The following is a 26,928-nucleotide window of genomic DNA, read 5'->3' as shown; positions in this document are numbered from 1 at the left end:
CGGAAGCAGGTGCTTTCGCATGACCCGTCGTGCCCATATCGCCATGATCGGCATTCCGGCCGTCAGCCACGTCCGCCCGAGCCTCGAAGTGATCCGCGAACTCGTCGCCCGCGGCCACCGGGTGACGTACTTCAACGACCCGTCGGCGGCCGGGCTGATCACCCCGACCGGCGCCGAGCTCGTCCCGTACCCGTCCACCCTGCCGGTCGCCGATCACGACTGGCCGGACGACCCGATCGGCCAGATGCGGGTCTTCCTGGAGGACGCGATCGCGATGCTCCCCCGGCTGCACGCGCACTACGACGCCGACCCGGCCGACCTCTACCTGTACGACATCGGCGCGTACGCCGCCCGGGCGCTCGCCGAGGCGCAGGGCCGGCCGATCGTCCAGCTCTCGCCGACCCTGGTCGCCTGGGACGGCTACCAGGAGGAGGTGGGTGCCGCCATCCGCGAACTGCCGGGAGCGGACGGCTACTTCGGGCTCTTCGCCGAGTGGCTGGCCGGCTCCGGCGCCACCACGGTGGACGTGGACGCGTTCTCCGGGCGGCCGGCCCGGGCCGTCGCGATGATCACCGAGGCGATGCAGCCGTACGCGGACCGGGTGGACCGCAAGGCCGTGGAGTTCGTCGGGCCGTGCTTCGACCTGCGGGCGGAGCAGGGCGGTTGGCGGCGTCCGGCCGGGGCGGAGAAGGTGCTGCTGGTGTCGCTCGGTTCGGCGTTCACCCGGCAGCCCGAGTTCTACCGGAACTGCCTGGCGGCCTTCGGCGGCCGCCCCGGCTGGCACCTGGTGCTGCAGATCGGCAAGCACGTCGACCCGGCCGAGCTGGGGGAGATCCCGGCCAACGTCGAGGTGCACTCCTGGGTGCCGCAGCGGGCGGTCCTGGAGCAGGCCGACGCCTTCGTCACCCACGCCGGGATGGGCGGCTGCGGCGAAGGGCTGCTGGCAGGCGTGCCGATGATCGCGGTGCCGCAGGCCGCCGAGCAGTTCATGAACGCCGACCGGCTGGTCGAGCTCGGCGTGGCCCGCCGGCTGGACACCGCCGACGCCACGCCCGAGGCGCTGTGGTCGGCGCTCACCGAGCTGGTCGGGAGCGAGGAAGTGGCCGCCCGCCTGCGGGAGTTGAGCGCCCGCGCGAGGGGCGAGGGCGGCACCGCCCGGGCCTGTGACGTGATCGAGCAGCAGCTGGGCTGAGGCTCCTCCTCCGGATCCCGCCCGCCGAGCGCCGGTCCGCCGTTGACGAACTGTCAGCGGCGGGCCGGCGCCGCCGTTTTACCGGCCCCGGAGCGGGCCGCGGGCTCCCTTGACGGCCGTCCGGGCCGACCATATGGTCATGCCACTGCAAATTTCCTGCAAGTTTCACCCCGCCTTGCAGTCTCTTGCAGTGGCACCTCTCCCCTCCGCGCGGACGGCCCCAACACCCCAGCCGTCGCGGCCCCACCCAGCCGCCTCCCGGTCCGCGACCTGCGTCCGCGGACCGGGCCTCCCCCAGGAGCGCTCCCTTGCCCACCCTCGCCCCCGCCCGCAGGAAGCGTGCCGTCGCCGCCTGCACCGCCCTCGCGGCGTTCGGCCTCTCGGCCGGCGCCGGGCTCTCGCTGGCGCCCACCGCCGCCGCCACCCCGCCCGGCACCAAGGGCGTCACCGCCACCCTGTTCGAGTGGAAGTTCGACTCGGTGGCCAAGGCCTGCACCGACACCCTCGGCCCCAAGGGCTACGGCTTCGTCGAGGTCTCCCCGCCCCAGGAGCACATCCAGGGCGCCCAGTGGTGGACGTCCTACCAGCCCGTCAGCTACAAGATCGCCGGCCGGCTCGGCGACCGCACCGCGTTCAAGAACATGGTCACCACCTGCCACGCGGCGGGCGTCAAGGTGCTCGCCGACTCGGTGATCAACCACATGTCGGCCGGCAGCGGCACCGGCACCGGCGGCACCGTCTACACCAAGTACAACTACCCGGGCTACTACCAGGACCAGGACTTCCACTCCTGCCGGACGTCGATCACCAACTACGCCGACCGCGCCAACGTCCAGAACTGCGAGCTGGTCGGCCTCGCGGACCTCAACACCGGTTCCGCGTACGTCCAGCAGACCATCGCCAACTACCTCAGCGACCTGCTCTCGCTCGGCGTGGACGGCTTCCGGATCGACGCCGCCAAGCACATGGCCGCCACCGACCTGGCCGCCATCAAGGCCAAGATGAGCAACCCGAACGCCTACTGGGTGCAGGAGGTCATCTACGGCGCGGGCGAGCCGATCCAGCCCTCCGAGTACACCGGCACCGGCGACGTGGACGAGTTCCGCTCCGGCACCTGGCTGAAGAGCTCCTTCCAGGGCGGCAAGATATCCGACCTGCAGAGCTGGGGCAGCGGCCTGCTCGCCTCCGCCCAGGCCCGCACCTTCGTCGACAACTGGGACACCGAGCGCAACGGCTCCACCCTCACCTACAAGGACGGCTCCACCTACACGCTGGCCAACGTCTTCATGCTGGCCCACCCGTACGGCTCGCCGAACGTCTACTCCGGCTACGCGTTCAGCAGCAACGACGACGGCCCGCCGAACGCCGGCGCCGTCACCGCCTGCTACCAGAACGGCTGGAACTGCGTCCACGCCTGGCGGCAGGTCGCAAACATGGTCGGCTTCCGCAACGCGGTGGCCGGTGCCGCGATGACCAACTGGTGGTCCAACGGCAACAACGCGATCGCCTTCGGCCGCGGCACCAAGGGCTACGTGGCGATCAACCGGGAGAGCTCGGCGATCACCCAGACCTTCCAGACCTCGCTGCCCGCCGGCGTCTACTGCGACGTCCAGCACGGCGACCCGGTGAGCGGCGGCTGCTCCGGCCCGACCTACGCCGTCGGCGCGGACGGCAGGTTCACCGCCTCGGTCGGCGCCAACGACGCCGTCGCGCTGCACGTCGGCGCCACCGCCGCCGGCACCGCGCCGGGCGCCTCGTTCGCGGTCAACGGCACCACCTCGCCCGGCCAGAACCTCTACGTGGTCGGCGACGCGGCCGCGCTCGGCGGCTGGGACACCTCGAAGGCGCTGCTGCTCGGCTCCGCCTCCTACCCGGTGTGGAAGCTGGACGTGGCGCTGCCCGGCGGCACCGCGATTCAGTACAAGTACCTGCGCAAGGACGCCGCCGGCACCGTCACCTGGGAGAGCGGTACCAACCGCGCCGCGACCGTCCCGGCGAGCGGAAGGATCACCCTGAACGACACCTGGCGTCCGTGACGCCGCTCCCGGAAACAGGCGGCCCCCGTCGAACGGCGGGGGCCGCCCCCGCCGTGCGGCGGGTTGTTCACCCCTCCGCAACCGGGGCCCGGGGCGGTACGTCATAGGATCTCGAACGGCCCAATCGCCGCACCTTTGTGCGGTCGCGGCCGTTCCCGGGGAGCGCCGGCCGTCACCAGCGCGCGGCGGCCCCGGCCAAGCCCAATGACCAGGGCCCCTCCCGGCTGCCGGGTCGGCCCCCGCCCGGAGAGACCGCCCCGTGCTGCCGCAGCCCCGTTCCGCCGCCCGCCGTCTGTTGACCGCCGCCGCCCTGCTCACCCTCGCCGCCCCGCTGGCCGCCTGCGGCAGCAACACCGGGACCTCCGGCGACGCCAAGGGCGCGAGCGCCGCAGGCCACTCGTCCCCGTCCGCCGCGCAGAGCAGCAGCGCCCCGCCCAAGCCGTCCAAGGTGCTGATGCCGACCGGCCCGGCCGCGCAGCTGTCCAAGGTCCGCGACACCGCCGCCGGGCCGATCATGATGACCACCCTGGCCGGCCCCAAGTCCGGTGTCAGCGGCAAGGTGTGGGTCTGGCTGCCGCCGCAGTACAACGACCCGAAGTACGCGAAGACCGGCTTCCCGGTGCTCACCCTGTACGCGGGCGGCCAGAGCGCCGGCTACAACACCTGGACCGACAACCAGCTGCCGATCCAGGAGATCGACGAGCAGATGGTCTCCCAGGGCAAGGCCCACCCGTTCATCATGATCATGCCGGTGCAGAACCTGGACTCCAACGAGTCCAAGGCCCTCGAGTGCGCCGACATCCCCGGCCAGCCGAAGATGGGCACCTGGATGGCCGAGGACATCCCGGACTTCATCCGCGCCAACTTCCGCACCGTCAAGGGCCGCGACGGCTGGGCCGTGATGGGCGCCTCCACCGGCGCGTTCTGCAGCGCCAAGCTCGCCCTGCAGCACCCCGACGTGTTCAAGGCCGCGGTGCCGATCGACGGCTACTGGAACCCGGACTCGCCGCTGTGGAAGGGCCACGACCAGGAGCGCCAGGCCAACAGCCCCGACAAGCTGATCGCCGAGGGCGCCGCCGACGTGCGGATGCTGGCCACCGCGGGCGGCGCCAACCCGTACGAGACCAAGCTGGTGAAGAACTGGGTGGAGAAGGCCAAGGCCCCCACCACCGTCGAGTACTACGAGCAGCCCGGCGGCAAGCACCTCACCTCCGACTTCAAGAAGATGATCCCGCACACTCTGGAATGGCTGACCGCCAACACCGCCGGACCCGAATCCGACTGACCGAGGTCGGAAACGGCTCCGAAAACGCGCTGACCTGCACATCAATCGGTCGTTCATTCGACCCTGATGCACTGCTCCCACCCTGGACCCCGTGGACCGGAGAACTGGACCGGGGCGCCGCAACCGCGGCCCCCGCTCCGGCCAGCCCCAGCCAGTCGTGAAGAGAGCGCCATGTCCCGTCACCTGCTGTCCGTCGGCCCGACGACCATTCCCGCCCCGTGCGAGGAGCTGCCCGCCGCGCCCGTGGCCGAACTCCTGCCGTTCGCCGGACTGCGCCTGGTGCACGCCGCCGTCCGCCGCGACCTCGCCCGGATCCCGCAGGCCCTGCGACTGCTCCAGCCCGACGACCACGAGAGCGCGCTCGCGCTCAAGCGGCACTGGGACTTCGTCACCGCCATGGTGACCTGCCACCACGAGCAGCAGGACACCCGGCTGTGGCCGCTGCTGCGCCGCTTCTCGCCCGAGCTGCGGCTGCTGCTCAACTGGCTGGAGTCCGACCACCACAACCTCGACCAGTGCTTCACCCGCACCACCACCCTGGTCGGCATCGCCACCCGCGACCCCGCCAGCTCCTGGCCGGTCTCCTACGCCGTCGAGGAACTCGCCGCCCGGGTGGAGACCCACCTGCGGATCGAGGAGCGCCAGCTGCTGCCGCGGATGGCCGACGTCTTCCAGCCCGGCTCCCGGATCGGCACCCTGCCCGAACTGCTCGACCTGCTGCGCCTCGCCGAGGGCCCGTCCGCGTCCGACGCCCTGGTCTGGCTGCTCGAAGGCGTCGACCCGATACAGATCGACCGCCTGCTGGCCGACTGCGACGACGAGACCGTCCGCCACTGGCCGCACTGGCGCGACACCTACGCCCGCTGCACCGACCGTCTCTGGGGCCCCGCCGGACAATGAGACCGTCCCGGATCCGTCCGGGACGTGAGCAGCGCGACCCGGGCCCGGATGTCCCGGCGGGACTCATGTCCCGTCGGGACATTTTCGGTAGTACGGTGATCACATGAGCACCGACCAGTGGCAGCCGCCGGTCTCGCTCGGACGGCGCGACCGCAAGTCCCGCCGCACCCGCGAGGCGATGGCCGACGCCGCGCTGCGCCTCACCCTGGAACACGGCCTGGCCGCCCTCGCCGTCGAACACGTCACCGACGCCGCCGACGTCTCCCGGCGCACCTTCAGCCGCTACTTCCCGTCCCGCGAGGACGCCGTCCTCGACTCCCTGCGCACCGACTTCACCCGGATCAACGCGCAACTCGCCGCCCGGCCCGCCGCCGAGACCCCGGTCGCCGCCTACCGCGCCGCCGTCACCGCCTGGCTGCACGACGCCGACCACCCGGCCTGGCACCGCCGCCCCGGTATGCGGGCGCTGTTCGTGCTGATCGACGAGGAGCCCGCGCTGACCGCCGCCTACCGGCGGATCGCCGTCGCCGAGGAGGAGCAGTCGATCCGGCTGGTCGCCGCCCGGCTCGGCCTGCACCCGGAGACCGACCTGCGGCCCGCCGTCGCCGTCGGCCTCGGCGTCGCCGCCCTGCATGCCGCCACCCGCACCTGGGTGCGCGACCCGGCGGGCGACCTGCCCGCCCTGATCGACCGCGCCTTCGACCTGGCCGCGGTCGAACCCCCACGCTGACCCCCCTTGTCGGCACACCCCGCACCACCCGCGTCCGCCCCTGGCGGCGCACGAAAGGACAGACCACCCATGACCACCCAGGAGTTCACCGGCCGCACCGCTCTCGTCACCGGCGCCGCCTCCGGCATCGGTCTGGCCGTCGCCACCATGCTCGCCGGGCGCGGTGCGAAGGTCGCCGTCGCCGACTTCCGCCTGGACGCCGCCCGGGAGGCCGTCGCCGCCCTCGAGGCGATCGGCGCCGAGGCCCTCGCCGTGCAGGTCGACGTCACCGACCCGGCCTCCGTCGAGGCCGCCGTCCGCACCACCGTGCAGGGCCTCGGCCCGCTCTCGCTGGCCGTCAACAACGCCGGCATCGGCGGCGCCGTCGCCCCCACCGGCGGCTACGACCCGCAGGACTGGCGGCGGGTGCTCGCCACCAACCTGGACGGCGTCTTCTACTCGATGCGCTACGAACTGCCCGAGATCCTCGCCGCCGGCGGCGGCGCGATCGTCAACATGTCCTCCATCCTCGGCACCAACGGCTTCGCCGGCTCGCCCGCGTACGTCGCCGCCAAGCACGGCGTGGTCGGCCTGACCAAGTCCACCGCGCTGGAGTACGCCGGGCAGGGCGTCCGGGTCAACGCGGTCGGCCCGGGCTTCGTCGACACCCCGCTGCTCAAGGACGCCGACCCGGCCGCGCGCGCGGCGCTGATCGCGCTGCACCCCGCCGGGCGCCTCGGCCGCGCCGAGGAGGTCGCCGAACTCACCGCGTTCCTGCTCTCCGAGCGGGCGTCCTTCATCACCGGCAGCTACCACCTGGTCGACGGCGGCTACTCCGCCCGCTGACCGTCCGTCGTACGGGGGCCCGCACGAGAGAGAGGGTTTTCCAGCCATGAAGGCAGTCCAGTACCGCACCGTCGGCAGCCACCCCGAGGTGGTCACCGTCCCCGACCCCGAACCCGGCCCCGGACAGGTGCTGCTGAAGGTCACCGCCGCCGGTGTGTGCCACTCCGACATAGCCGTGATGAGCTGGCCCGCCGCGCAGCTGCCGTTCCCGCTGCCGCTCACCCTCGGCCACGAGGGCGTCGGCACGATCGCCGCGCTCGGCGCCGGAGTCACCGGCTTCACCGAGGGCGAGTCGGTCGCGGTGTACGGTCCGTGGGGCTGCGGCAGCTGCGCCAAGTGCGCCGAGGGCAAGGAGAATTACTGCCTGCGGGCGCACGAGCTGGGCATCCGGCCGCCCGGGCTGGGCGCGCCCGGCGCGATGGCCGAGTACATGGTGGTCGACGACCCGCGGCACTTGGTCCCGCTCGGCGACCTCGACCCGGTGCGGACCGTGCCGCTCACCGACGCCGGGCTGACGCCGTACCACGCGATCAAGGGTTCGCTGCCGAAGCTCGTCCCCGGCTCCACGGCGGTGGTGATCGGCACCGGCGGCCTCGGGCACGTCGCCGTCCAGCTGCTGCGCGCGATGACCGCGGCCCGGGTGATCGCCGTGGACGTCTCCGCGGAGAAGCTCGAACTGGCCCGCGCGGTCGGCGCGCACGAGGCGGTGCTCTCGGACGGCGCCGCCGCCGCGAAGGTCCGCGAACTGACCGCCGGGCTCGGCGCGCAGGCCGTCTTCGACTTCGTCGGCGCCCCGCCCACCACCGCGCTGGCCGGGCAGCTGGTCGCCGTTGAGGGCGACGTCAGCATCGTCGGCCTGGGCGGCGGCACGCTGGCCGTCGGCTTCGGCGCGCTGCCCTACGACGCCCGCGTCAGCTCCCCGTACTGGGGCAGCCGTTCCGAGCTGATCGAGGTCCTCGACCTGGCCCGGGCCGGCGCGATCGACGTGCACGTCGAGACGTACGGCATCGACGAGGCGCCGCTCGCCTACGAGCGCCTGCACGCCGGGAAGATCAACGGGCGCGCGGTGATCCTGCCGAACGGCTGAGGTTCCGTCGGGTGGCGGTCTCCTTCTCCGGCGAAGGGGGCCGCTACCGGCGTTGGATCACCTTGACGTTCCCGCCCGGCTGCCAGGTGCTGATCAGCAGGTGGTCCTCCGCCACCTCGGTCAGGGTGGCGCGGCGCAGCTCCAGCCGGAACGCGTGGAAGGGGCCGGGCGGCGGCTCGGGCAGCTCGGCGGCGTACGCGGCGAGCTCGTCCGGGTCGGTCAACTCGACGGCGTACAGGGCGAGTTTCGCGTCCCCGCCGGTCAGACTGGTGTCCGGCCCCGGGTTCGAGTGCAGGGCGCAGCGCGGGTCGCGGCGCAGGTCGAGCGCCTTGACCGCGCCCGCCATCGAACCGAGGTACAGGTCGGCGCCGAGGAAGTCCACCTCGATGCCGCTCACCCGGGGCGAACCGTCCCTGGTCAGCGTGGCGAGCACATGGTGCCGGTACGCCTCGAAGCGGGCGCGGATGCGCGGGGCGAGATCAGGAGCCTGCTGCTCGAAGTCCTGCCAGGTCGTCATGCGCGGAGTGTAGGCCGCCGGGTGGGGAGAACCGCTGATTGTCGGCGGCCCGTCCTAGACTCCGCGCATGGAGACCTACATCGCCTTCCTGCGGGCGATCAACGTCGGCGGCCGCACCGTGAAGATGGACCGGTTGCGGGAGTTGTTCGCGGGCCTCGGGCTGGAGGGCGTGCGGACGTACATCCAGAGCGGCAACGTGTTCTTCCGCAGCGCGGAGACCGACCGGGCGGCGCTGACGGCGCGGATCGAGGCGGGGCTGGCAGAGGGCCTGGGGTATCCGGTGCCGGTGATGCTGCGGACGGTCGAGGAGGTGGAGGCCGTGGTCGCGCTGGACCCGTTCGCGGGCGTGGAGGTCACCGAGAACGACCGCCTGTGCGTGCTGTTCCTCTCCGAGCCGCTGCCGCCCGAGCTGGCCCTGCCGGTGGCCTCACCGAAGGGCGATTGGGAGCTGATCGGCGCGAGTGCGGGCGCGGCGTTCGTGGTGATGCACCTGCGCGGCGGCCGGATGACCGGCAACCCGGCCACCGCCTTCCCCAAGTCCTACCAGGGGCAGGCGACTTCGCGGTTCTTCCACACCACCGCGAAGATCGCCGCCGCCGCCCGCAAGGGCTGATTACTCGCTAGTGCGGGTAGACGCGGGGCGGGCGCTGCCGGGGGAGGGAGTCCTGGAAGTCGCCGATGGCGGTGGCGACCTGGCGCATCAGCACGGTGTGCTCCAGCCGGTCGAGGTAGAGGTGGCGGGCGGCCAGCGCCTCCACCGTCACGCCGAAGTACATCGTCATCAGCGGGTTGATGAACAGCGCACTGTTGCCGGTGCGTTCGGTGAACCGGACGTCGCCGAACTCGCCGCGCAGGGCGGCGGCGATCGAGCCGTGGACGATGCTCGGATGCTCGGGGCACTCCTGGCGGGCGTGCGCGACGGCGTCCAGGTAGAGGGCGGCCTCGGGCGCGTCGGCGGGGAGCGAGAACGCGCCGAGGTGGCCGCCGTCGCGTTGCAGGGCGGCCAGGTTCTCCAGCACCAGCGCGTGGTTGACGCCGTGGTAGGCGTCGATGCCGAACCCGAGGCAGGCGACCAGCCGGGTGGGCACCTCGGTGAGGCCGGCCACGGCGGCGAGCGAGGCCATGTCCTCCTCGGGGGTGCCGAGTCCGGCCTCGTCGCCGCGCAGCAGGATGTCGGTGCCGCCGTCGACCAGCAGGATCGCGTCGATGCCGAGGTGCTCGACCAGCGCCCGGTACGCGGCCCGCAGCGGCTGCACGCCGGTGGACGGGAACGCCCAGACGGTGTCCGGCTGCTGGTGCGAGCGCAGCCAGCGTGCCAGCGAGCGTTCGGGGAAGTAGACGTCCGCGCTGCGCACGTCGGGGGTGATCCGGGCCAGCTCGGGGGCGTGCCAGACGTCCAGGTCGAGGCCGTACAGATTGCTGAACGAGAAGTTCGCCAGGTGCACTTCGCGCCCGGCGGCGCGCAACGCGAGGGCGAGCGGCAGCCCCGCATAGACGTCGAAGCCGCCGCCCGCGCCGGCGATCAGGATCCGCTCGGCGGCCAGCAGGCGGGTGAGCAGCGGCGGCTGAAACACACTGGTGGTCACCGGGCGGACGGTACCAGGCGGCCGGCTCCCGCCGTGCGCCCGTGGCCGGTGAAGTGGACGTGCTCGCGGTCCAGGTGACGCGTGTTCAGGCAAGGAGCCGAAGGCGAATGCGACGAGGGCCGGTTCCGCTGTCCTCGACGGCGAACCGGCCCTCACCCAGTCGCAGGTGGGGCGCTGACGAGGCCCCGTTCGGAAGATCGCCTGGTCCGAGATCGGAGCGAAGTGACTGCCGACCGCTCACCCCTTGCCGCTCGCTCCTGCACCGGATCGACGGCCGGCCCCGGAGCCTGGTCGTCCATCCGACCGGATTGTGCAGGCTGGAAGGTGCTGCTCCGATCCCATGTCGTCAGCTCGCCTTGAGACGGTCCGTGAGGTCGGAGACGCCATCGACCTGGCGGTAGGGCTGGAATGCCGGGGCGAGTTCGTGCACCAGGGTGATGCACCGTTCGGCGCCGATCCGGGTGGCGAGGTCGAGGGACTGGTTGGCAACGGCGAGGGCCTGTTCGACCTCGCGGGCTTGTAGGAGGCTGCGGGCCTCGTAGGTCAGGAAGATCCCTCGTGTCTTGTCGCGGGAGCGCGGCAGCAGGTTCATGCCTTCGTCGATACGAGCGTGGGCCTCGTCGGTGCGGCCGAGGTCGAGCATGCACTGGCCGGAGTCAACGGCGAGGTCCGCGGTGCTCATCCATCGGCACCAGGCCGGTGCCGGGTCGGGACTGTCGGTCAGGAGAGCGGTCTCGGCGGCGGCCAGGTCGTGATGGCAGGCGGAGGCGGCGCCGAGGGCGGCGTGTGCGCGGGCCCGGCGAAGATGAAGCAGGGACCGGGCGGTGGGGTGCCGGGTGTGGACGAGGGCTTGGCTGAGGGGCTCGACAGCGGCGTCGGGCTGGGTGAGCCAGATCGACTGGTAGGCGAAGTCGGAGAGGATGCCGGCGCCGAGGTCGCGGTCGCGGGCGGCGTGCGCGTTCGACAGGGCCGCGTTCCAGAGCTTGCCCGCCGCGTGGTGGTGCCCCTGGTCGAAGCGGTGCCAGCCGCAGGTGCTGGCCAGGGAGGCGGCCAGCTGGTGGAGTCGTCGGCCGACCGGTTCGGTGTACCGGCCCCGTGCCAGCAGGTCGGTGACCGTCTCCAGCTGGGCATTCATCAACTTCGCGGTGTGCTGGCGCTGTTCGGTGGGCATGGTGGTCAGCTTGGCGCTGGTGTCCTCCAGCCAGTCGACCAGTTCACCGTCGACGTACTTACCGTTCAGGGCGGTGGTGAGCCGGTCGGGTTCGAGGGTGGCCCACTGGGCGGAGAGCCCGGCCAGCGCGAGCGCGCTGAAGGCCATGAAGGTGCGGCGGCGGTGGTCCATGGTGGCTCTCTGTGCGTCTCGAAGTGCGTGGACGGTGAACGCCACCCCGAGCGGCACCGGTTGTTCCTGGCCGGGTAGCCAGTGCGGCCACTCGAAGGCCCCCAGGTCGCCGATCGGGACGTCGAAGGCTTCGGCGATCAGGAGCTGGGAATCGATGCTGGGCGTCTTGCGCCCGTTCTCCCACTTGCTGACGGCGGCCTTGTCGATGCCGGAGCGAAGACCCTCGGGCCGGTTCCTGGCAGCACGGTGGATTCGGGCCGCGAGGTCGGTCTGGGACCAGCCGCGCAGCGCGCGGGCGTACGCGAGGGGGTGCCGGATCTGGTCGTCCACGGGGTCAATCCCATCATCGACGGTGACAGTGAGCGTACTGCGTGTACGGGCGGGACTACCCCGGGACCACGGGCAACGCCTGGTTGATGAACGCGAGTTGGGCTCTACTCGTCGTGCACCGACAAGTTCCCGCAACTATGCGGAAGGAGTCCGCACATGAAACGACGCGCTGCGGTCATCGGCCTCGGCCACCAGGCGCTCGAAGACCACCTGCCCGGCCTGCTCGGCTCCAGCCGGGCCGAGCTCGTCGCGATCTGCGACAACAACCCCGACACCCTGCGGCAGCGGCAGGAGGCTCTCCAGGTCCCCGGATTCACCCGCGCCGGTGAGCTGCTGGACGCGGTGGCCCCGGACTTCGTGGTCGTCGCCGTCCCGCACCACGCCGGCCGGGAGGTCGTCCAGGAGTGCGCCGCCCGGGGCGTGCATGTTCTCAAGGAGAAGCCGTTCGCCACCTCGGTGTCGGAGGCCCAGGACCTCGCCCAGATCTGCCGAGCCGGGCGGATCGAGCTGATGGTCACCCTTCAGCGGCGGTTCAACCCGATCTACACCAGCGTCGCCGGATTGCTGGACCAGATCGGCACCCCGTTCCTCATCGACGGCCAGTACACCTTCCACACCGACGACCCCGGGGGCGGGTGGCGCGGAGACCTCCGCCAGGCCGGGGGCGGCTGCATCATCGACATGGGCTACCACCTGATCGACCTGCTGCTGTGGTACTTCGGCCTGCCCAGCCGGGTCATCGCCGAGTTCTCCACCACGGCCGTCCCCGGCGGCAGCTACGACGCCGAGGACACCGCTGTCATCCAACTCGGCTACGACAGCGACTTGTACGGCTCGGTGCTGCTGTCGCGGTGGGTGGCTCCGAAGACCGAACGCCTGCACGTGGTCGGCACCCGCGGCTCGGTGCTGCTGACCAAGGGCCAGGTCCAGCGACTCGACCTCGGCGGCACCGTCGTGGAGGAGCTGACCCGCCCCCACGCGCCGGCCTCGGCGTCGGCCGCGCAGATCGACTACTTCTGCCGGGTCCTGGACGGCGAGAGGCCCAACACCTCGGGCCCCGACCAGCACCTCGCACACGCCGCGTTCGTCGCCTCCTGCTACCAGTCCAAGGCAGCAGGGCGCTACATCGACCCGAAGGAGATGCTGTGACCAGCACCCTTGCCGTGTTCGGAGGCAAGCCCGCCGTCACTGCCGACGGCCCGCACTTCACCTGGCCGCCGATCGACGACACCACCCGCGCCAAGGTCGCCGCCCAGCTCGACGAAGCGATCTCCATCCCCGGCCGGTCCGGAATCGTCGCCGAACTGGAGGACGGCCTCCAGGAGTACTTCGGCGTCCGGCACGCGGTCACCACCAGCTCCGGCACCGCAGCCCTGCACGCCACCTACTGGGCCGCGAGGATCAAGCCCGGCGACGAAGTCATCGTCCCGGCCTGGACGTTCCACGCCACCGCCTCCCCACTGTTCCACCTCCGCGCGGTGCCGGTGCTGTGCGAGACCGGGCCGGACGGCAACATCGACCCGAACCGGATCGAGGAACTGATCACTCCCCGTACTCGGGCGGTAATGGTCACCCACCTGTGGGGCAAGCCCGCCGACATGACCGACCTCGTCGCCGTCGCCAATGCCCACGACCTGGTGGTGCTGGAGGACGGCTCCCACGCGCACGGCGCGAGCATCGCCGGGCAGAAGGTCGGCACGTTCGGCCTCGCCTCGGCCTTCTCCCTCAACGGTCCCAAGCCGCTGTCCGGTGGCGAGGGCGGCTTCGTCCTGACGGACGACGACGACACGTACCACCGGGTCATCACGCTCGCGCACTACAACAAGCGGGCCAAGACCGAGATCCCGGAAGGCCATCCGCTCGCGCGGTACGCGGTCACCGGCGCCGGTCTCAAGCTCCGCATCCATCCCCTTGCCGCAGCCATCGCCCACGACCAGCTGCGTCGACTGGATGGCTACCTCGCCGGTCGGGCGGAGATCGCACGCCACCTCACCGGACAGCTCGCCCGGGTCCCTGGTCTGGAGGTGGCCGAGCTGCCCGAAGGGGTGGTCTCCTCCTGGTACGGGTTGACGCTCACGTACAGGCCGGACGAGCTCGGCGGCCTGCCGATCGAGAGGTTCCACCAGGCACTGATCGCGGAGGGCGCCACCGAGTTCGACCGGCCCGGCTCCACCTGGCCGATGAATCAGCTGCCGCTGTACCAGCAGCCCGGCATGCTGTTCCCCGGTCACCCGCATTCCCACCGCCGGTACAAGGCGGGGGACTTCCCCGTTGCCGAGCGTGCCCATGCCAGCGTGGTCAAGCTCCCGGTCTGGCATCGTGAGCAGGATCTGGATCTGGCCGAGCAGTACGTTCGCGCGGCCATCAAGATCAGCGACCATCACAAGGAGCTGCTGTGACCGTCACCTCCCCCGAGTTCGCCGCCGGCCTGGCGGTCGAGGCCGAAGCCGCCGGCATCATCGGTTTTGTCGCCGCTGCTGTGATCAACCACGACGGCCGGGTCCTGCTCGTGCGCCGCAACCCGGACGACTACATGGGCGGCCTGTGGGAGATCCCCTCCGGGACGGTCGAGTCCGGGGAGACCGTCCTGGACGCTTTGCGTCGCGAGACCGGCGAGGAGACCGGCCTGACCATCAACCAGGTCACCGGTTACCTCGGGCACTTCGACTACCGGAACAGCCGCGGCGGCATCACCCGCCAGTTCAACTTCGCCGTCACCGTGGAGAGGACCGAACCGGTGGTCCTCACCGAGCACGACGCCTACCAGTGGGCACTCCCGAGTGAGCTGCCCGAGGTGAGTGACGCAGTTCGCGAGCTGATCGCACACTGAGGGGGTACGAGCGGGCGGGGCTCTCGGATTCCCCGAGGACCCTGCCCGGCCGCGGTCGAGGCGACCTGCCGCCTTGCCTATCGGACAGCCGTCGCGTTCGCGGCTGCGGCGCGTCCGGCGGCTGTCGGTCAGTGCGGGTACGGCCGGGCGGGGCGCAGGGCGGGCAGGTCCTCGCGGAAGTCGGCGATGGCGGAGGCGATCTGGCGGGTCTGGGTGGTGCCCTCCAGGCGGTCGAGGTAGAGGTTGCGGGCGGCCAGGGCCTCGACGGTGACGCCGAAGTACAGCGTCATCAGCGGGTTGACGAACGGCTCGCTGCCGGGCACCCGCTCGGCGAGCCCGACGTCGCCGAACTCGCCGCGCAGCGCGGCCGCGACGCTGCCCTGCACGATGCTGGGACGGTCGGGCGCGGCGGCCCGGGCCTGCTCGACGGCGTCCAGGTACAGGGCGGCTTCGGGCGCGTCGGCGGGGAGCGAGAACGCGCCGAGGTATCCGCCGTCGCGTTGCAGGGCGGCGAGGTTCTCCAGCACCAGGCCGTGGCTGACGCCGTGGTGGGCGTCGATGCCGAAGCCGAGGCAGGCGACCAGCCGTTCGGGAACGGACCGCAGCCCGGCGACGGCGGCGAGCGAGGCCATGTCCTCCTCGGGGGTGCCGAGTCCGGCCTCGTCGCCGCGCAGCAGGATGTCGGTGCCGCCGTCAACCAGCAGGATCGCGTCGATGCCGAGCCGGCGCACCAGCGTCCGGTACGCGGCGCGCAGCGGCTTCACCCCGGTGGAGGCGAACGCCCAGACGGTGTCGGGCTGTTGGTGGGCGCGCAGCCAGCGGGCCAGGGCGCGTTCGGGGAACTTGGGTTCGGCGGAGCGGGTGTCGGGGGTGATCCGGGCCAGTTGCGGGCCCTCCCAGGCGGTGGCGTCCAGGCCGTAGTGGTGGGTGAACGCCAGGTTCGCCAGGTGCACTTCGCGTCCGGCGGCGCGCAGCGCGAGGGCGAGCGGCAGCCCGGCGTACACGTCGTGGCCGCCGCCCGCGCCGGCGATCAGGATCCGCTCGGCGGCGAGCAGGCGGGTGAGCAGCGGTGGTTGGAGCAGGCTGGTGGTCATCGGGCGGACGGTAACAGGCGCCCGGCGGCGCGGTCGCCCGGATTACGGTCAGCTCCCGTACTGGGCCAGCAACTCCTGGGCGTCGGCGAGGTCTTCGGGGGTGGGGGCGTCGTCCTGGGTGAGGCGGTGGCGCCAGTAGCCGGTGAAGTGGATGTTCGCGCGGTCCAAGTGGCGCTCGGTCAGCAGGTGCTGGCGCAGGGCGCGGACGGTGCCGGCCTCGCCGGCCAGCCAGGCGTGCTCCAGGTCGGCGGGGAGTTCGGCGGTGCGGACGGCGGCGAGCAGACGTTCGCCGGGGGCGGCGCCGTCGCGGTGGACCCAGTGGGCGGTCAACTCGCCGAAGCCGCGCAGGGGTTGCTGTTCCTCGGGGCCGGCGGTCTCGATCCAGGCGTGGGCCCGGGCCCCGGCCGGCAGGGCCTCCACCAGGGTGGCGAGCGCGGGCAGCGCCGACTCGTCGCAGGCGAACAGCAGCGGGCGGCCGCCGTCCAGCGGGAACGGGCGGGCGAACTCGGGGGAGGGGCCGAACATGGCCAGCACCTGCCCGGGCCGGGCGCGGGCCGCCCAGTCGGCCGCCGGGCCGTCGCCGTGCAGCACGAAGTCGACGTCCACGGTGTGCAGTTCGGCGTCGTGGGCGCGGACGGTAAAGGACCGCATCCACGGGCGGCGGTGCTCCGGGACGGCGTGGCAGGCCCGGTACCAGTCCATCAGGTCCTGCCCGGGGGCGGCCGCGGGCAGCTCGGGGGAGTCCCGCCCGGGGCGCGGGAAGTACAGCTTGACCTGCTGGTCGGGCCCGGCCAGGGCGAACTCGCCGGGCGGCAGCGCGAAACTGGCCCGGACGGTGCGCGGGGTGGGGCGGCGGACGGCGGTGACGGTCAGGCGGCGGATCGGCAGGTCGGACACGGCGGGCTCCTGTCGGATCGGAGGTGGCCGGGCCAGCCTGCCGGGGCCCGCTCACAGCACGCTGTCAGCGGGCTGTCACCGCGCCCCGGCCGGCAAAACCCGTCAGTGCGAGAGCACGTCCTTCAGCGCCTCCTCGGTGCGGCCGATCACCGTGTAGCCGTCGTCGGCGGTGATGATCGGGCGCTGGATCAGCGCCGGGTGCGCGGCCATCGCTTCGACCCAGCGCGCCCGGTCGGCGTCCTCCCGGCCCCAGGAGCGCAGGCCGAGCTCCTTGCCGACTGGCTCGTCCGGCCGGGCCACGTCCCACGGCTCCAGGCCGAGGCGGCCCAGCACCTCGGTCAGTTCGGTGGCGGTCGGCGGCTCCTCCAGGTAGCGGCGCACCGTGTACTCGGCGCCCGCCGCGTCGAGTTCGCCCAGGGCGGTGCGGCACTTGCTGCACCGCGGGTTGATCCAGATCTCCATGACCGGCCACCCTACCGACCGGCCCGGCCCGGGCGGCGGGAACCCGGGCGCGCCGCCCAGCCGTTCCGCAGCGGACAGATAAGTACGACTGCTGCCGGGGGAGTTGCATGGACGTCGCCACGATCGTCAACGAGCTGATGGGCCCGGAGGGCTGCCGCGACCCGTACCCGCTGTACGAGCGGCTGCGCGCGTTCGGGCCGACGGTGCGCAGCGACGAGTACATCGTGATGGTCACCGGCCACCAGGAGATCGACGAGATCCTGCGCAGCCCCGCCTTCGGCGTCATCGAGCCGGAGGTGCGCGTCCAGTTCGAACCCGACTACCTCGACCACCCGGGCCAGACCCTGCTGGGCGACTCGATCCTGGAACGGAACGCGCCCGCCCACGGCCGGATGCGCTCGCTGATCTCCTCGCTGTTCACCCCGCGCCGGGTCGCCGCCCTGGCGCCCGCCGTCACCGCCGCCGTCGAGCAGCTGCTCGACGAACTCGCCGAGCACGGCGACGGCCCGGTGGACTTCCTGGACGCCTTCGCGTTCCGGCTGCCGATCGGCGTGATCTGCGAACTGCTCGGCGTCCCCGAGCAGGACCGGCACCTGTTCCGCCCGCTGGCCTCCGACCTCACCGCCACCCTGGAGTTCCTGGTCGGGGACGAGGAGCTGGCCGCCGCCGACCGCGCAGCCGACGAACTCTCCCGGTACTTCACCGAGTTGGCAGCCCTCCGGCGCGCCGACCCGAAGGACGACCTGGTCAGCGCGCTGGTCGCGACCGCCGACGCCGACCAGCAGCGGCTGTCCGACACCGAACTGCTGGCCAACCTGGCGCTGCTGCTGGTGGCCGGCTTCGAGACCACCGGCAACCTGCTCGGCAACGCCCTCGCCCTGCTGTTCCAGCACCCCGGCACCGCCGCGCAGCTGCGCGACGGCACGCTCGACCCGGCCGCGCTGGTCGAGGAGGTGCTGCGGTTCGACTCGCCCGTCCAGCTCACCTCCCGGATCGCGCTCACCGGCACCACCGTCGGCGGCGAGCCCGTCCCGCGGGACACCGGGCTGATGCTGCTGATCGGCGCCGCCAACCGCGACCCGCGACGCTTCCCCGACCCCGACCGCTTCGACCCGACCCGCGGCGGCGGCCGGCTGCTCAGCTTCGGCGGCGGCCCGCACTACTGCCTCGGCGCCCAGCTCGCCCGGCTGGAGGCCGTCACCGCGCTGCCCGCCCTGCTGCGCCGCTTCCCCGCGCTGGCCCCCGCCGGTCCGGCCGTCCGCCGCGAGCGGCTGGTGCTGCGGGGCTTCCGCACGCTGCCCGTCACGCTCACCGGCCGCTGACCCGCCGCTGACCTGCCGTCGGCGGTGACACAGGTCACGCAAGTGGTTGAAATATGATCGAATCGGGCCGAACGGCCCAACCCGTCGGGACCTTGGCAAGGGGTGGTCCCGACGGACGGCACGGGACGATGGTTGCGGAGACGCACCCACCCCGGGCGCCCGCCTGAGGAGGTCAGCATGCCCGCGCCCACCGCAACGCCCGTCCGCGTCGCCGCCGACGAGGACCGCGACGAGGACCGCGACCACCAGCACGGCCGGGAGGCCACCGCCCGCTGGGAGGCCGCGATGGCCGAGGCGCTGCGCACCCCCACCTGGGCGCGCGCCCTGCCGGCCCTGCTGCTGGTCGCCGATCTGGCGCTGGAGGAGTCCGTCCCCCGGTCCGTCGCCGCGGGCTTCCTGCTGACCGTGCTGCCCGTGGTCGCCGCGTTCAGCGCTGGCCCCGTCATGGTGGCCCTCGCGACCGTCCTCACCGTCGGCCTGCAGGCGCTGCTCGCGCTGCGCTCCGGCCACCTGCACGAACAGCACCACCTGTGGACGTACCTGGCCACCGTGCTGGCGGGCGTGATGGGCACCGGGCTGGCCACCCAGCGCCGCCGCCAGGCCCGCGCCCTGGTCCGGATGCGGGCCGTCGCCGACACCCTCCAGCACACCGTGCTGCACCCCGTCCCCGCCCGGGTCGGGGGACTGCGGGCCGCCGGGCTGTACCGGCCCGCGGAGGCCGACTTCGGCATCGGCGGCGACCTGTACGACGTGTGCGAGACCCGGCACGGCACCCGCATCCTGCTGGGCGACGTGCGCGGCAAGGGCCTGGAGGCGGTGCGCACCGTCGCCGACGTCATCGGCGCGTTCCGGATCGCCGCCCACGAGACCGCCGACCTCGGCGAACTCGCCGCCCAACTCGACCGCCAGGTACGGCGGGCGGCCGAGCAGCGCGGCGACGGCGAACTGTTCGTCACCGCCGTGCTGCTCCAGCACGACCGGCACACCGGGCGGCTCGACCTGGTCAACCGCGGCCACCTCGCGCCGCTGCTGGTCGCCCCCGGCACGGTCGCCGCCGTCCGCTGCGCCGAGGACCTCCCGCTCGGTCTCGGCCACCTCGCCCTCGGCCCGGCCGCCGAACCCACCACCGTGCCGCTGCCGTCCGGGCACAGCCTGCTGCTGTGCACCGACGGCGTCACCGAGGCCCGGGACCGCGACGGCGAGTTCTACCCGCTGGCGGCCCGGCTCGGCACCCTGCCCGGCACCGACCCGGACACCCTGGTCGCCTTCCTGGAGCGGGACGTCCGCCGCCACGCCGGCACCCTCACCGACGACGTCGCGGTGCTGGCCCTGCGCGCGGCCTGAGCCGCCCCGCGCCCGCCCGCGCGGCCTGAGGCGCCCCGCACTCGCCCGCGCGGCCTGAGCCGCCCCGCGCCCGCCCGCGCGGCCTGAGGCGGGCGGTCAGGACGAGCCGTTGATCACCGAGTTCTGGATCGCTCCGACCGTCAGGTCGTGGTCGGACAGCACCTGGTCGTAGCCGCCCTCGGTGATCAGCCGGTTCATCGCCCGCATCAGCACGTCGCGCAGCGCCGAGTCCTCCTTGCGCACCGCGATGCCGAACGGCCGGGGCTGGATCTGCGGGCCGCCGATCTGGAAGGCGTTGCCGTTGTCCACGGTCTGCGCCGCGTACTGGGCCTTCGGGTAGTCGGTGACGAACGCGTCCGCCGTACCCTTCAGCTTGTCCAGCGCCGCGGTGTCGGTGTCGGTCTGCACCATCTTCAGCGGCTTCCCGTCGTGCTCGCAGACCTTCGCCTGACGCTGCACCAGGTCGTCGTGGGTGGTGCCCTTCTTGACCACGATGGTGCGCCCGCACAGGTGGTCGATGTCGGCGACGTTCTGCGTGGTGCCCTTCTTGACGGCGATGCCGATGCCCGCCATGAAGTAGTCGACGAAGTCGACGCCAGGGCCGGCCTGCTTGCCGTCCTTGTCGAGGCCTTCCTCGCGCTCGCGGGTGTCGGTGATGCCGGACATCGCGATGTCGTACTGGCGCTTCATCAGGCCCGGCAGCACGTTCGAGAACTGTCCGGCATCCTGGAACTCGACCCGGACGCCGAGCAGTTCGCCCAGCTTCTGGGCCAGGTGCGGGTCCAGGCCCTCCGGCTCGTTGCGGTCGTTGCGGTACACCACCGGCGCGGCGGTGAACGAGGCGCCAACCGTCAGCACCCCGGCCTTGCGGATCGACTCCGGCAGCATCGCGTGCAGGTCGTCCTTCTTGCCCTGAGAGCCTACGATGCCGCAGCCGCCCAGCAGCAGCGTTCCACCGATGACGGCGACGAGCGCGGTGCGCCCCCGCCCGGTCGTGTGTGCCATGGTCGTCGTCTCTCCCCGTGGTCAACGGCGGAACACGCGACGGCTTCGGGGCTCCGGACGGCACGGCGGCAGGCGGGCATGCCAATGCCGGGGAAACCCCTCGGCCGGCCGCCGTTCCGGCTAGATCACGGGCGACTATAGCCAGGTCAGGTCGGGTCTCCCTAGGGTGCCCCGGCAAATACCGCCCGGCTCACCCGCTCTGACGTCCGATCAGCACCGGTCCCGCCCGTTTCGTCCCGGCAGGTCAGGACCACCCGGGGTCATCGAAGCGGGGCAGGGTGTCGGGTCCGCCGTCGGCGCCGGTCGGCAGCGGGCTGGGGGCCGGGCCGAACGGCTCGGTGGCGCCCGGGTCGCGGACCCGGGCGGTGGCCGTCACCGTCACGTTGCCGGGGACGCCGATGCTGACCGTCACGCCGGTGCCGTCCGGGGTGCGCGCCCCCGCCTCGAAGGCCGTGTTCTCGGTGACGGTCCAGCCGCGGCCGGTCCAGTACGCCCGGACCTGCTCCAGCAGCCGGGGCCGGTTGGCCTCCGCGACCTTGGTCAGCACGTACCGGCGGAGCGTCAGCTGTGCGGTGCCGTCGTTGTCCCGGCGGGCGTTCTCGTGCGGCACCGAGCGGTAGGCGTCGTCGGCGAACCGCACCGCGGGGGTCAGCGCCGAGGTGGTGCCGTCCACCAGTTCCTGGATCCGGCCCCTGGCCAGGTCGGCGGCCGGCGCCGCGCCGCCCGCCGCCGCGCCGGACGAGCCGCAGCCCGCCAGCACCGGCCCCAGCAGCAGCGCGGCGACGGCGCCCGCCGCCCGTAGTCCCCTCCGGCTACCCATCGGAGGTCACACCGACCAGAACGGGTCGTGCCGGCGCGGCATGGTGTCCATCACGCCGTCCGGCCCGAGCGGGACGGTGCTGTCGCCGCCGAACGGGTACGAGGTGCCGCTCGGCGGCACGCCCTGCACCCGCGCCAGCAGCGTCGCGTTGCCGGGTATGCCGATCCTCAACTCGACCGTCCCGAGCGCCGATTCGGCCCGCAGCAGAGGCAGCACCGGGTCGTTCTCGCCGTCCACCCGCCAGCCGCGGGCCTGCCAGGCCCGGGCCAGCTGGGAGAGCAGTTCCGGATAGCGGTCCGCCGACAGCCGGGTCATCAGGTAGCGCCGCTTCTCCAGGTGCGCGGTGCCGTCCGGCTCCCGGGTGTACGGGTGCTCGTGCTCCACCGCCACGTACGGGCCGTCCGCCCAGTCGGCCGGCGGGTTCAGCGCCGCCGGGGCGGAGTCCAGCAGTTCGTCCACCGCCGCCTTCGCGGCCAGCAGCGCGGCCGACGGGTGGGGTGCCGCGAAGTCGTTCATCGCCGGTCCTGTCCGATCACCCGGTCACCGTGACCGGAGACGATCATGCCCATGTTGCGCAGCGAGTGGCCGTCCCGGCCGTCGCCCTGGTTCCAGTAGTCCGAGTGCGACTGGAAGCCCCGCGGGCCGTCGGCCACGTCGAAGCGGTGCGCGCCGAACTCGGAACTCGCCGGGTCCTGCCCGAACCACAGCTCGTGCGGATCACTGTGCCCTGCGATCTTGTCACCGATGAAGCCGCCGAGCACCGCGCCCGGCGGGCCGCCGAGCAGGCCGCCGATGCCCGCGCCGATGCCGATGCCCTTCGCCTCGGCGTGGCTCGGCAGGTGCGAGACCGGGTCGTGCTCGGCCGCGCCCACCCACACGTGCGAGCCGTCCACGCCCAGCTGGGAGGCCTTCTGCGCGCCTGTGCCGGGGGAGCCCACCAGGATGATGTCGTCCGCCGGGATGCCGCCGGGCCGCTGCGCCGCCTGCCCGACCGTGAACGAGCCGTAGCTGTGGCCGAGCGCCGTCAGGTGCGCCGGCTGGCCCTCGTGCGAGGCCCGCAGGCCCTGCAGGAAGCCCTGGTAGGCCTCGCCGCCCTGCTTGGCCCGCGCGTCACCGGCCACCGCCAGCGCGTCCGGGCTGATCCCCTTGGCCTGCGGGGCGTCGTAGCCCAGCCAGGCGATCGAGGCGGTCTTGCGGGTCGGGTCGATGTCGTGCGCGGACTGCCACAGGTCGCGGGCCCGGTTGGCGTCACCGGCGCCCATGTTCTTGACCTCGGTGTTCAGGCCGGGCACGTACGCCACCACGTCGTCCGCGGTGTCCGGGTTGCCGTAGGCGATCGCGGCCCGGCCCTGGCCCTGGTCGCCGATTACCATCAGGTAGGACGGCGGCTGCTTGCCCTGGTCGTCGCGCAGGCGGCCCTGGATCGACCGGAAGCCTTCCAGCTTCTTCTTGTCCCAGTCCGACAGGTTCTGCCGGGACGACAGGTCGTTCACCATCTGGTCGAGGTGGATCCGGTTGGCCTGGTCGCGGGCCGGGGTGGGTATGCCGTCGCGGTTGCCGATCCGGTCCGGGTGCTCCTTGATCAGCCGCTGCTGCTCGTCCGCGGGCAGCCCCTTCCACCAGGAGTTCACCTCGGTCGGCGAGGCGTTCTGGCCCGGCATGCCCGACAGCACCAGGTCCTCGCCGGCGACCGCGCTCAGTACCGCGCTGTTCAGCCGCATCGCGGAGCCGAACGGGTCGAGGCCGGCGCCGGTGCGGGCGTCGGTGGTGTACTGGCGCAGCCGCTGCGCCGTCACCTGGTCGGCGTGCGCGGCCTTGTTCAGCGCCTCGCCGATCCGGTCGCGCAGGTCGGTGCCCTGCCGGGTGCGGTCCGGCGCGTCCGGGTCGTGCCGCTCGCCCGGACTGGCCGGGGGCCAGGAGATCCCGCCGTCGTCGGCGACCTCGAAGCCGCCGGCCCGCGCCTCGTCCAGCGCCCGGCGCAGGTCCGCCTGGGCCAGCACGAAGGCCTCCGCGCCCTCCCGCAGGACGGGTGCGATCCGGGCCAACTCCAGGTGCGCGGCGGTCAGTTTGCCGGTGGTCCGGGCGAGCGACTGCCGGGCGTTGTCGGCCGCTTGGCCGGTCCACCCGGAGTCCCGCACCCGGTTGTCCACGCCGGCCCGCCACTGTTCGGTGTCGTCACCGATGGCGTCGGCGAGTGCGGCGTACGCGTCGGCGGCGCCGAACAGCCGCCGCGGGTCCGCGTCGCGGAGCATGGGGACGTCCATGCTCACCGCCCGGCCGAGGTGACGGTGCCGCTCGCGACCTGGTCGGCGTTGCGGTAGTTCGCCGCGGTCTGCCGGAGGTTGCCGCCCTGCTTGTCCATCTCCGCGGACAGCTTGTCCAGCATGCCCTTCCACTCCGCGGTGCAGGCGGTGAGCTCGCTGCCGGTCTGCCAGCCGCGCAGTCCGTCCGCCGCACTGTCCGACGGGCCGAGCACCCGCGTGGTGGCGGCCGGCACCCGCTCGGCGTCCACCGTCGCGGTCTGCCCCGCCGCCTCCAGCACGTCCGGGTCCACCTGGAACCCGCCGCCGCTCCCGCCTGGGCCCACGTCGCGCACGCCATCCCCCAACACCGGTGTCGGTCCGACCGCTTGAGCGGGTCATGCTAGCGAAGTACGGCCGCCGAACCCAGCGCCGTTCATCACATCTCCGCGCGATCCGCGTCCTGTCGCCGGTCACCCTACTTGGTCCCGACTTTGACGTTCCTTTACCGAACAGCACAGCGAACGGGCCGTCAACCTTGTGGACACCGAGCGTTGTTGGTCATGCCACGGGTTCCGGCTGGGCGACCGGCGCCGGGGCCGGGTGCCGGGCGGCGGAGCGGTGCAGCAGGACGGCGACCAGGACGGCGGTCACGGCCAGCGCTGCGGAGCCGCAGCGCAGGGCGAGATGCAGCGCGTCGACGAACGCGCTGTCGACGGCCGCCTGCACGGGCGCGGGCGTGGGAGCGGCGGCGGGGCCGGTGCCGTGGCCGGTGAGCGCGGAGACCGCGTGCGAGACCCCGTCGGTGGGCAGGTCGAGCCGGCGGAACGAGTCGGTGAGGGCGCCCGTCAGCCGGTTGGTGAGGACGGCGCCGAGGACCGCGATGCCGAGCACGCCGCCGAGTTCGCGCAGCGTGTTGATGGTGGCCGAGGCCATGCCGGTCTGCGCCGGGGCGACCCGCTGCAGCACCGCGATCGACACCGGCGTGAACGTCAGCCCCATGCCGAAGCCGAGCACCACCAGCGTCCACACGTACGACCAGTAGTGCGCGTGCCCGTCGTACAGCGACAGCCCGCCCAGGCCGACCGCGCACAGCGAGATGCCCAGCACCAGCGGCAGGCGCGTCCCGTGACGGGCGGTCAGCCGGCCGGAGAGCGGCGCGGCCAGCATGATCACGGCCGTCATCGGCAGCCCGGCGTACCCGGCGTCGGTGGGGGACCAGCGCATCACGCCCTGGAGCATCAGCGGCAGGAAGAACAGCGCGCCGAACATCCCGAAACTGACCATCAGGCCGCTCAACTGCGCCCCGGCGAGCACCCGGTCGCGGAACAGCCGCAGCTCCAACATCGGCTCCGCCGACCGCAGTTCGACCGCGACGAAGACCGCGAGCAGCACCACCGCGGCCGCCCCGCAGGCCAGCACGACGGGATCGGTCCAGCCCCGGCCGGGGCCCTCGATCAGGCCGTAGACCAGCGCGCCGAGACCGGCCGCCGACAGCGCGAGCCCGGTGAGGTCGATCCGGCGCTCACGCGGCGCGATCACCGGCAGCACCCGGAACGCCAGCACCAGCGCCACCAGCCCGACCGGGACGTTGATCCAGAACACGCTGGCCCAGCCGAACGCGTCCACCATCGGGCCACCGATCACCGGACCGATCGACAGGCCCAGCGCCGAGACCCCCGACCACAGGCCGATCGCCCGGGCCCGCTCCTTCTCGTCGGTGAACACCTGGCCCAGGATCGCCAGACTGCCCGGCGTCAGCAGCGCCGCGCCCACGCCCTGCAGCATCCGGGCGGCGACCAACACCCCGATGTCACCGGCCAGCGCGGCCGCCGCCGACCCGACCGTGAACAGCGCCAGCCCGACCCGGAACACCCTGGTCCGGCCGAACCGGTCGCCGAGCGTGCCGCCGGTGAGCAGCAGCGCCGCGTACACCAGGCTGTAGCCCTCGGCGACCCACTGGAGCCCGCTGATGCCGGTGTCCAGATCCCGGCCGATCCGGGGCAGCGCGATGTTGACGATGACGTTGTCCAGCATCGCCATGAACATCGTGACGCAGAGCGTGGCGAGCGCCTGCCACTTGTGCCGGGTGCCGACCGAACCTTCCACCGAAACCGTCCCCCTCCGGGTGTGCCGAGATAGCCCCTAACGGCGTTAGGGACTGCTGGTGCGCAGCCAGGATGTCTCTAACGGTGTTAGATTGCAAGTGCGATTCAGCGCCCCGGACCGCCCACCCAAGGAACCGCCATGGCCGAGCCCACCCCCGCCCTCACCCGGCAGAACCTGGCCGCTGCCGCCCTGCGCGTCCTCGAGCGCGACGGCCTGGCCGGCCTCTCCATGCGCAAGGTCGCCGCCGAGGTCGGCGTCAAAGCCGCCTCGCTGTACTGGCACGTCCGCAACAAGGAAGAACTGCTCGACCTGCTCACCGACGCCCTCCTGGCCGGCGCCGAACTCCCACCCCGGCAAGGCAGTTGGCGCGAACAGTTTCTCGAGTACGGCCGCCGCTACCGCGCCCTGCTGCTCGCCAAACGCGACGCCGCCAAGGTCCTCTCCGGCCGCCTCACCACCGGCCCGCACACCCTCGCCATCCTGGAGGACCAACTCGACCGCCTCCGCAACGCCGGCTTCAGCGACGCCGACGCCGCAATGGCCTCCTACCTGCTGTCCGCGTACGTCCAGGGCTTCGTCCTCCAGGAACAGTCCCCCCTCTCCGCCGCCGAAGCCGCCGGCGCCGGCCGCGGCGAAGTCGCCCGCGCCGCGGGCGACGCCTTCCGCGCCCTCCCCGCCGAGACCTTCCCCAACCTGGTCGCCCTCGCCGACGACCTCACCAACCCCGACATGGAAACCCGCTTCGAATTCGGGCTCCAGCGCCTCGCGGACGGCCTTGCGGTCCTGCTGCCCCCGGAGAACGCTTTCGCGTAGCGGGCGCGAAGCCAGGCAGAGCACAACCAGGGGCGCGAAACCAGACAGAGCACAACCAGGGGTGCGAAAACTGTGCGGGTGCGAAACCAGGGGCGCGGGGAACTGCGCGAAGGGGAACGCGCCCGTCAGCAAGATCGCGACGCAGGACAATGACTTGCACTT

General features: G+C 72.7%; 26 protein-coding genes. 14 read left to right on the top strand and 12 right to left on the bottom strand.

All coding sequences use genetic code 11. The annotated features are described in order from the left end of the window. Positions 1-19: 19 nt before the first annotated feature. The 7 genes from ACFYST_RS10395 to ACFYST_RS10365 all read left to right on the top strand — a co-directional run bounded on the left by ACFYST_RS10395 (position 20) and on the right by ACFYST_RS10365 (position 8,055). The gene (locus ACFYST_RS10395; RefSeq protein WP_387861261.1) at positions 20-1,192 is read left to right on the top strand and encodes a macrolide family glycosyltransferase; all 1,173 of its coding nucleotides are present in this window, start codon (positions 20-22) and stop codon (positions 1,190-1,192) included. 308 nt (positions 1,193-1,500) lie between these two features. Beyond that, positions 1,501-3,228 carry a carbohydrate-binding module family 20 domain-containing protein gene (locus ACFYST_RS10390; RefSeq protein ID WP_387861259.1) on the top strand — a complete coding sequence of 576 codons (1,728 nt, stop codon included), beginning with the start codon at positions 1,501-1,503 and terminating at the stop codon, positions 3,226-3,228. Positions 3,229-3,487: 259 nt separating this feature from the next. Next, positions 3,488-4,513, top strand: coding sequence for an alpha/beta hydrolase (locus tag ACFYST_RS10385; RefSeq protein WP_387861258.1), 1,026 nt, complete (start codon positions 3,488-3,490; stop codon positions 4,511-4,513). A 171-nt stretch (positions 4,514-4,684) separates the two neighbouring features. Then, the gene (locus ACFYST_RS10380; protein WP_387643457.1) at positions 4,685-5,413 is read left to right on the top strand and encodes a hemerythrin domain-containing protein; all 729 of its coding nucleotides are present in this window, start codon (positions 4,685-4,687) and stop codon (positions 5,411-5,413) included. Between the two features lie 103 nt (positions 5,414-5,516). Further along, positions 5,517-6,143, top strand: a complete 627-nt coding sequence (locus tag ACFYST_RS10375) for a TetR family transcriptional regulator (RefSeq protein WP_387643459.1) — start codon at positions 5,517-5,519, stop codon at positions 6,141-6,143. 69 nt (positions 6,144-6,212) lie between these two features. Continuing rightward, positions 6,213-6,968, top strand: coding sequence for an SDR family NAD(P)-dependent oxidoreductase (locus ACFYST_RS10370; protein WP_387861256.1), 756 nt, complete (start codon positions 6,213-6,215; stop codon positions 6,966-6,968). A gap of 46 nt (positions 6,969-7,014) precedes the next feature. Then, positions 7,015-8,055, top strand: a complete 1,041-nt coding sequence (locus ACFYST_RS10365) for an NAD(P)-dependent alcohol dehydrogenase (RefSeq protein ID WP_387643463.1) — start codon at positions 7,015-7,017, stop codon at positions 8,053-8,055. A gap of 43 nt (positions 8,056-8,098) precedes the next feature. On the opposite strand, the gene ACFYST_RS10360 is transcribed toward ACFYST_RS10365, so the two are convergent. Continuing rightward, entirely contained in the window at positions 8,099-8,572 is a 474-nt protein-coding gene (locus ACFYST_RS10360; protein WP_387643465.1) for a pyridoxamine 5'-phosphate oxidase family protein, read from the bottom strand. 67 nt (positions 8,573-8,639) lie between these two features. Between ACFYST_RS10360 and ACFYST_RS10355 the strand changes: the two genes are divergently transcribed. Beyond that, complete coding sequence (locus ACFYST_RS10355; protein WP_387643467.1) at positions 8,640-9,185, top strand: DUF1697 domain-containing protein; 546 nt, start codon at positions 8,640-8,642, stop codon at positions 9,183-9,185. 7 nt (positions 9,186-9,192) lie between these two features. Here the strand turns inward: ACFYST_RS10355 and ACFYST_RS10350 are convergent, their stop codons facing one another. Continuing rightward, complete coding sequence (locus ACFYST_RS10350) at positions 9,193-10,158, bottom strand: DUF1152 domain-containing protein (RefSeq protein ID WP_387643469.1); 966 nt, start codon at positions 10,156-10,158, stop codon at positions 9,193-9,195. Between the two features lie 346 nt (positions 10,159-10,504). Next, complete coding sequence (locus ACFYST_RS10345; protein WP_387643471.1) at positions 10,505-11,830, bottom strand: helix-turn-helix transcriptional regulator; 1,326 nt, start codon at positions 11,828-11,830, stop codon at positions 10,505-10,507. 156 nt (positions 11,831-11,986) lie between these two features. Between ACFYST_RS10345 and ACFYST_RS10340 the strand changes: the two genes are divergently transcribed. Genes ACFYST_RS10340 through ACFYST_RS10330 form a run of 3 tightly spaced genes read left to right on the top strand, consistent with a single transcriptional unit; the run spans position 11,987 to position 14,660 of the window. Beyond that, positions 11,987-12,979 (top strand): Gfo/Idh/MocA family protein, encoded by a 993-nt coding sequence (locus ACFYST_RS10340; protein ID WP_387643473.1) that lies wholly within the window; start codon positions 11,987-11,989, stop codon positions 12,977-12,979. After that, complete coding sequence (locus ACFYST_RS10335) at positions 12,976-14,229, top strand: DegT/DnrJ/EryC1/StrS family aminotransferase (RefSeq protein WP_387861255.1); 1,254 nt, start codon at positions 12,976-12,978, stop codon at positions 14,227-14,229. The genes ACFYST_RS10340 and ACFYST_RS10335 overlap by 4 nt, the downstream gene beginning before the upstream one ends. Continuing rightward, a complete protein-coding gene (locus ACFYST_RS10330) occupies positions 14,226-14,660 on the top strand; it encodes an NUDIX domain-containing protein (RefSeq protein ID WP_387861253.1) in 435 nt (144 codons plus the stop codon). Before ACFYST_RS10335 ends, ACFYST_RS10330 begins: the two co-directional genes overlap by 4 nt. Positions 14,661-14,788: 128 nt before the next feature. Here ACFYST_RS10330 and ACFYST_RS10325 read toward each other — a convergent pair whose 3' ends face one another. The 3 genes from ACFYST_RS10325 to ACFYST_RS10315 all read right to left on the bottom strand — a co-directional run bounded on the left by ACFYST_RS10325 (position 14,789) and on the right by ACFYST_RS10315 (position 17,113). Continuing rightward, the gene (locus tag ACFYST_RS10325) at positions 14,789-15,754 is read right to left on the bottom strand and encodes a DUF1152 domain-containing protein (protein WP_387861251.1); all 966 of its coding nucleotides are present in this window, start codon (positions 15,752-15,754) and stop codon (positions 14,789-14,791) included. Between the two features lie 48 nt (positions 15,755-15,802). After that, positions 15,803-16,651: a siderophore-interacting protein gene (locus ACFYST_RS10320; RefSeq protein WP_387861249.1), complete on the bottom strand. Its 849-nt coding sequence runs from the start codon at positions 16,649-16,651 to the stop codon at positions 15,803-15,805. 102 nt (positions 16,652-16,753) lie between these two features. Further along, complete coding sequence (locus tag ACFYST_RS10315) at positions 16,754-17,113, bottom strand: arsenate reductase family protein (protein WP_387861247.1); 360 nt, start codon at positions 17,111-17,113, stop codon at positions 16,754-16,756. Positions 17,114-17,220: 107 nt separating this feature from the next. Between ACFYST_RS10315 and ACFYST_RS10310 the strand changes: the two genes are divergently transcribed. Both ACFYST_RS10310 and ACFYST_RS10305 read left to right on the top strand, forming a co-directional pair. Beyond that, positions 17,221-18,435: a cytochrome P450 gene (locus ACFYST_RS10310; RefSeq protein WP_387861245.1), complete on the top strand. Its 1,215-nt coding sequence runs from the start codon at positions 17,221-17,223 to the stop codon at positions 18,433-18,435. Between the two features lie 177 nt (positions 18,436-18,612). Next, positions 18,613-19,779 (top strand): PP2C family protein-serine/threonine phosphatase, encoded by a 1,167-nt coding sequence (locus tag ACFYST_RS10305; protein ID WP_387861244.1) that lies wholly within the window; start codon positions 18,613-18,615, stop codon positions 19,777-19,779. A 96-nt stretch (positions 19,780-19,875) separates the two neighbouring features. On the opposite strand, the gene ACFYST_RS10300 is transcribed toward ACFYST_RS10305, so the two are convergent. The 6 genes from ACFYST_RS10300 to ACFYST_RS10275 all read right to left on the bottom strand — a co-directional run bounded on the left by ACFYST_RS10300 (position 19,876) and on the right by ACFYST_RS10275 (position 25,953). Further along, positions 19,876-20,784, bottom strand: a complete 909-nt coding sequence (locus ACFYST_RS10300) for a transporter substrate-binding domain-containing protein (protein ID WP_387643499.1) — start codon at positions 20,782-20,784, stop codon at positions 19,876-19,878. 244 nt (positions 20,785-21,028) lie between these two features. Continuing rightward, positions 21,029-21,604, bottom strand: coding sequence for a hypothetical protein (locus tag ACFYST_RS10295; protein ID WP_387861242.1), 576 nt, complete (start codon positions 21,602-21,604; stop codon positions 21,029-21,031). Positions 21,605-21,610: 6 nt separating this feature from the next. Beyond that, positions 21,611-22,120, bottom strand: a complete 510-nt coding sequence (locus ACFYST_RS10290) for a hypothetical protein (protein WP_387643503.1) — start codon at positions 22,118-22,120, stop codon at positions 21,611-21,613. Beyond that, positions 22,117-23,868, bottom strand: coding sequence for an alpha/beta hydrolase (locus ACFYST_RS10285; RefSeq protein ID WP_387861240.1), 1,752 nt, complete (start codon positions 23,866-23,868; stop codon positions 22,117-22,119). The genes ACFYST_RS10290 and ACFYST_RS10285 overlap by 4 nt, the downstream gene beginning before the upstream one ends. Positions 23,869-23,870: 2 nt before the next feature. Further along, complete coding sequence (locus ACFYST_RS10280; protein WP_387861239.1) at positions 23,871-24,200, bottom strand: type VII secretion target; 330 nt, start codon at positions 24,198-24,200, stop codon at positions 23,871-23,873. A 205-nt stretch (positions 24,201-24,405) separates the two neighbouring features. Next, the gene (locus ACFYST_RS10275; protein ID WP_387861238.1) at positions 24,406-25,953 is read right to left on the bottom strand and encodes an MFS transporter; all 1,548 of its coding nucleotides are present in this window, start codon (positions 25,951-25,953) and stop codon (positions 24,406-24,408) included. 138 nt (positions 25,954-26,091) lie between these two features. On the opposite strand from ACFYST_RS10275, the gene ACFYST_RS10270 reads away from it, so the two are divergent. Further along, complete coding sequence (locus tag ACFYST_RS10270; RefSeq protein WP_387861236.1) at positions 26,092-26,766, top strand: TetR/AcrR family transcriptional regulator; 675 nt, start codon at positions 26,092-26,094, stop codon at positions 26,764-26,766. Positions 26,767-26,928: the final 162 nt, after the last annotated feature.

Origin of the sequence: Kitasatospora sp. NPDC004614 (assembly GCF_042873675.1) — a bacterium.
Taxonomy (GTDB): domain Bacteria; phylum Actinomycetota; class Actinomycetes; order Streptomycetales; family Streptomycetaceae; genus Kitasatospora.
This window is presented reverse-complemented; position numbering and strand designations above follow the sequence as displayed.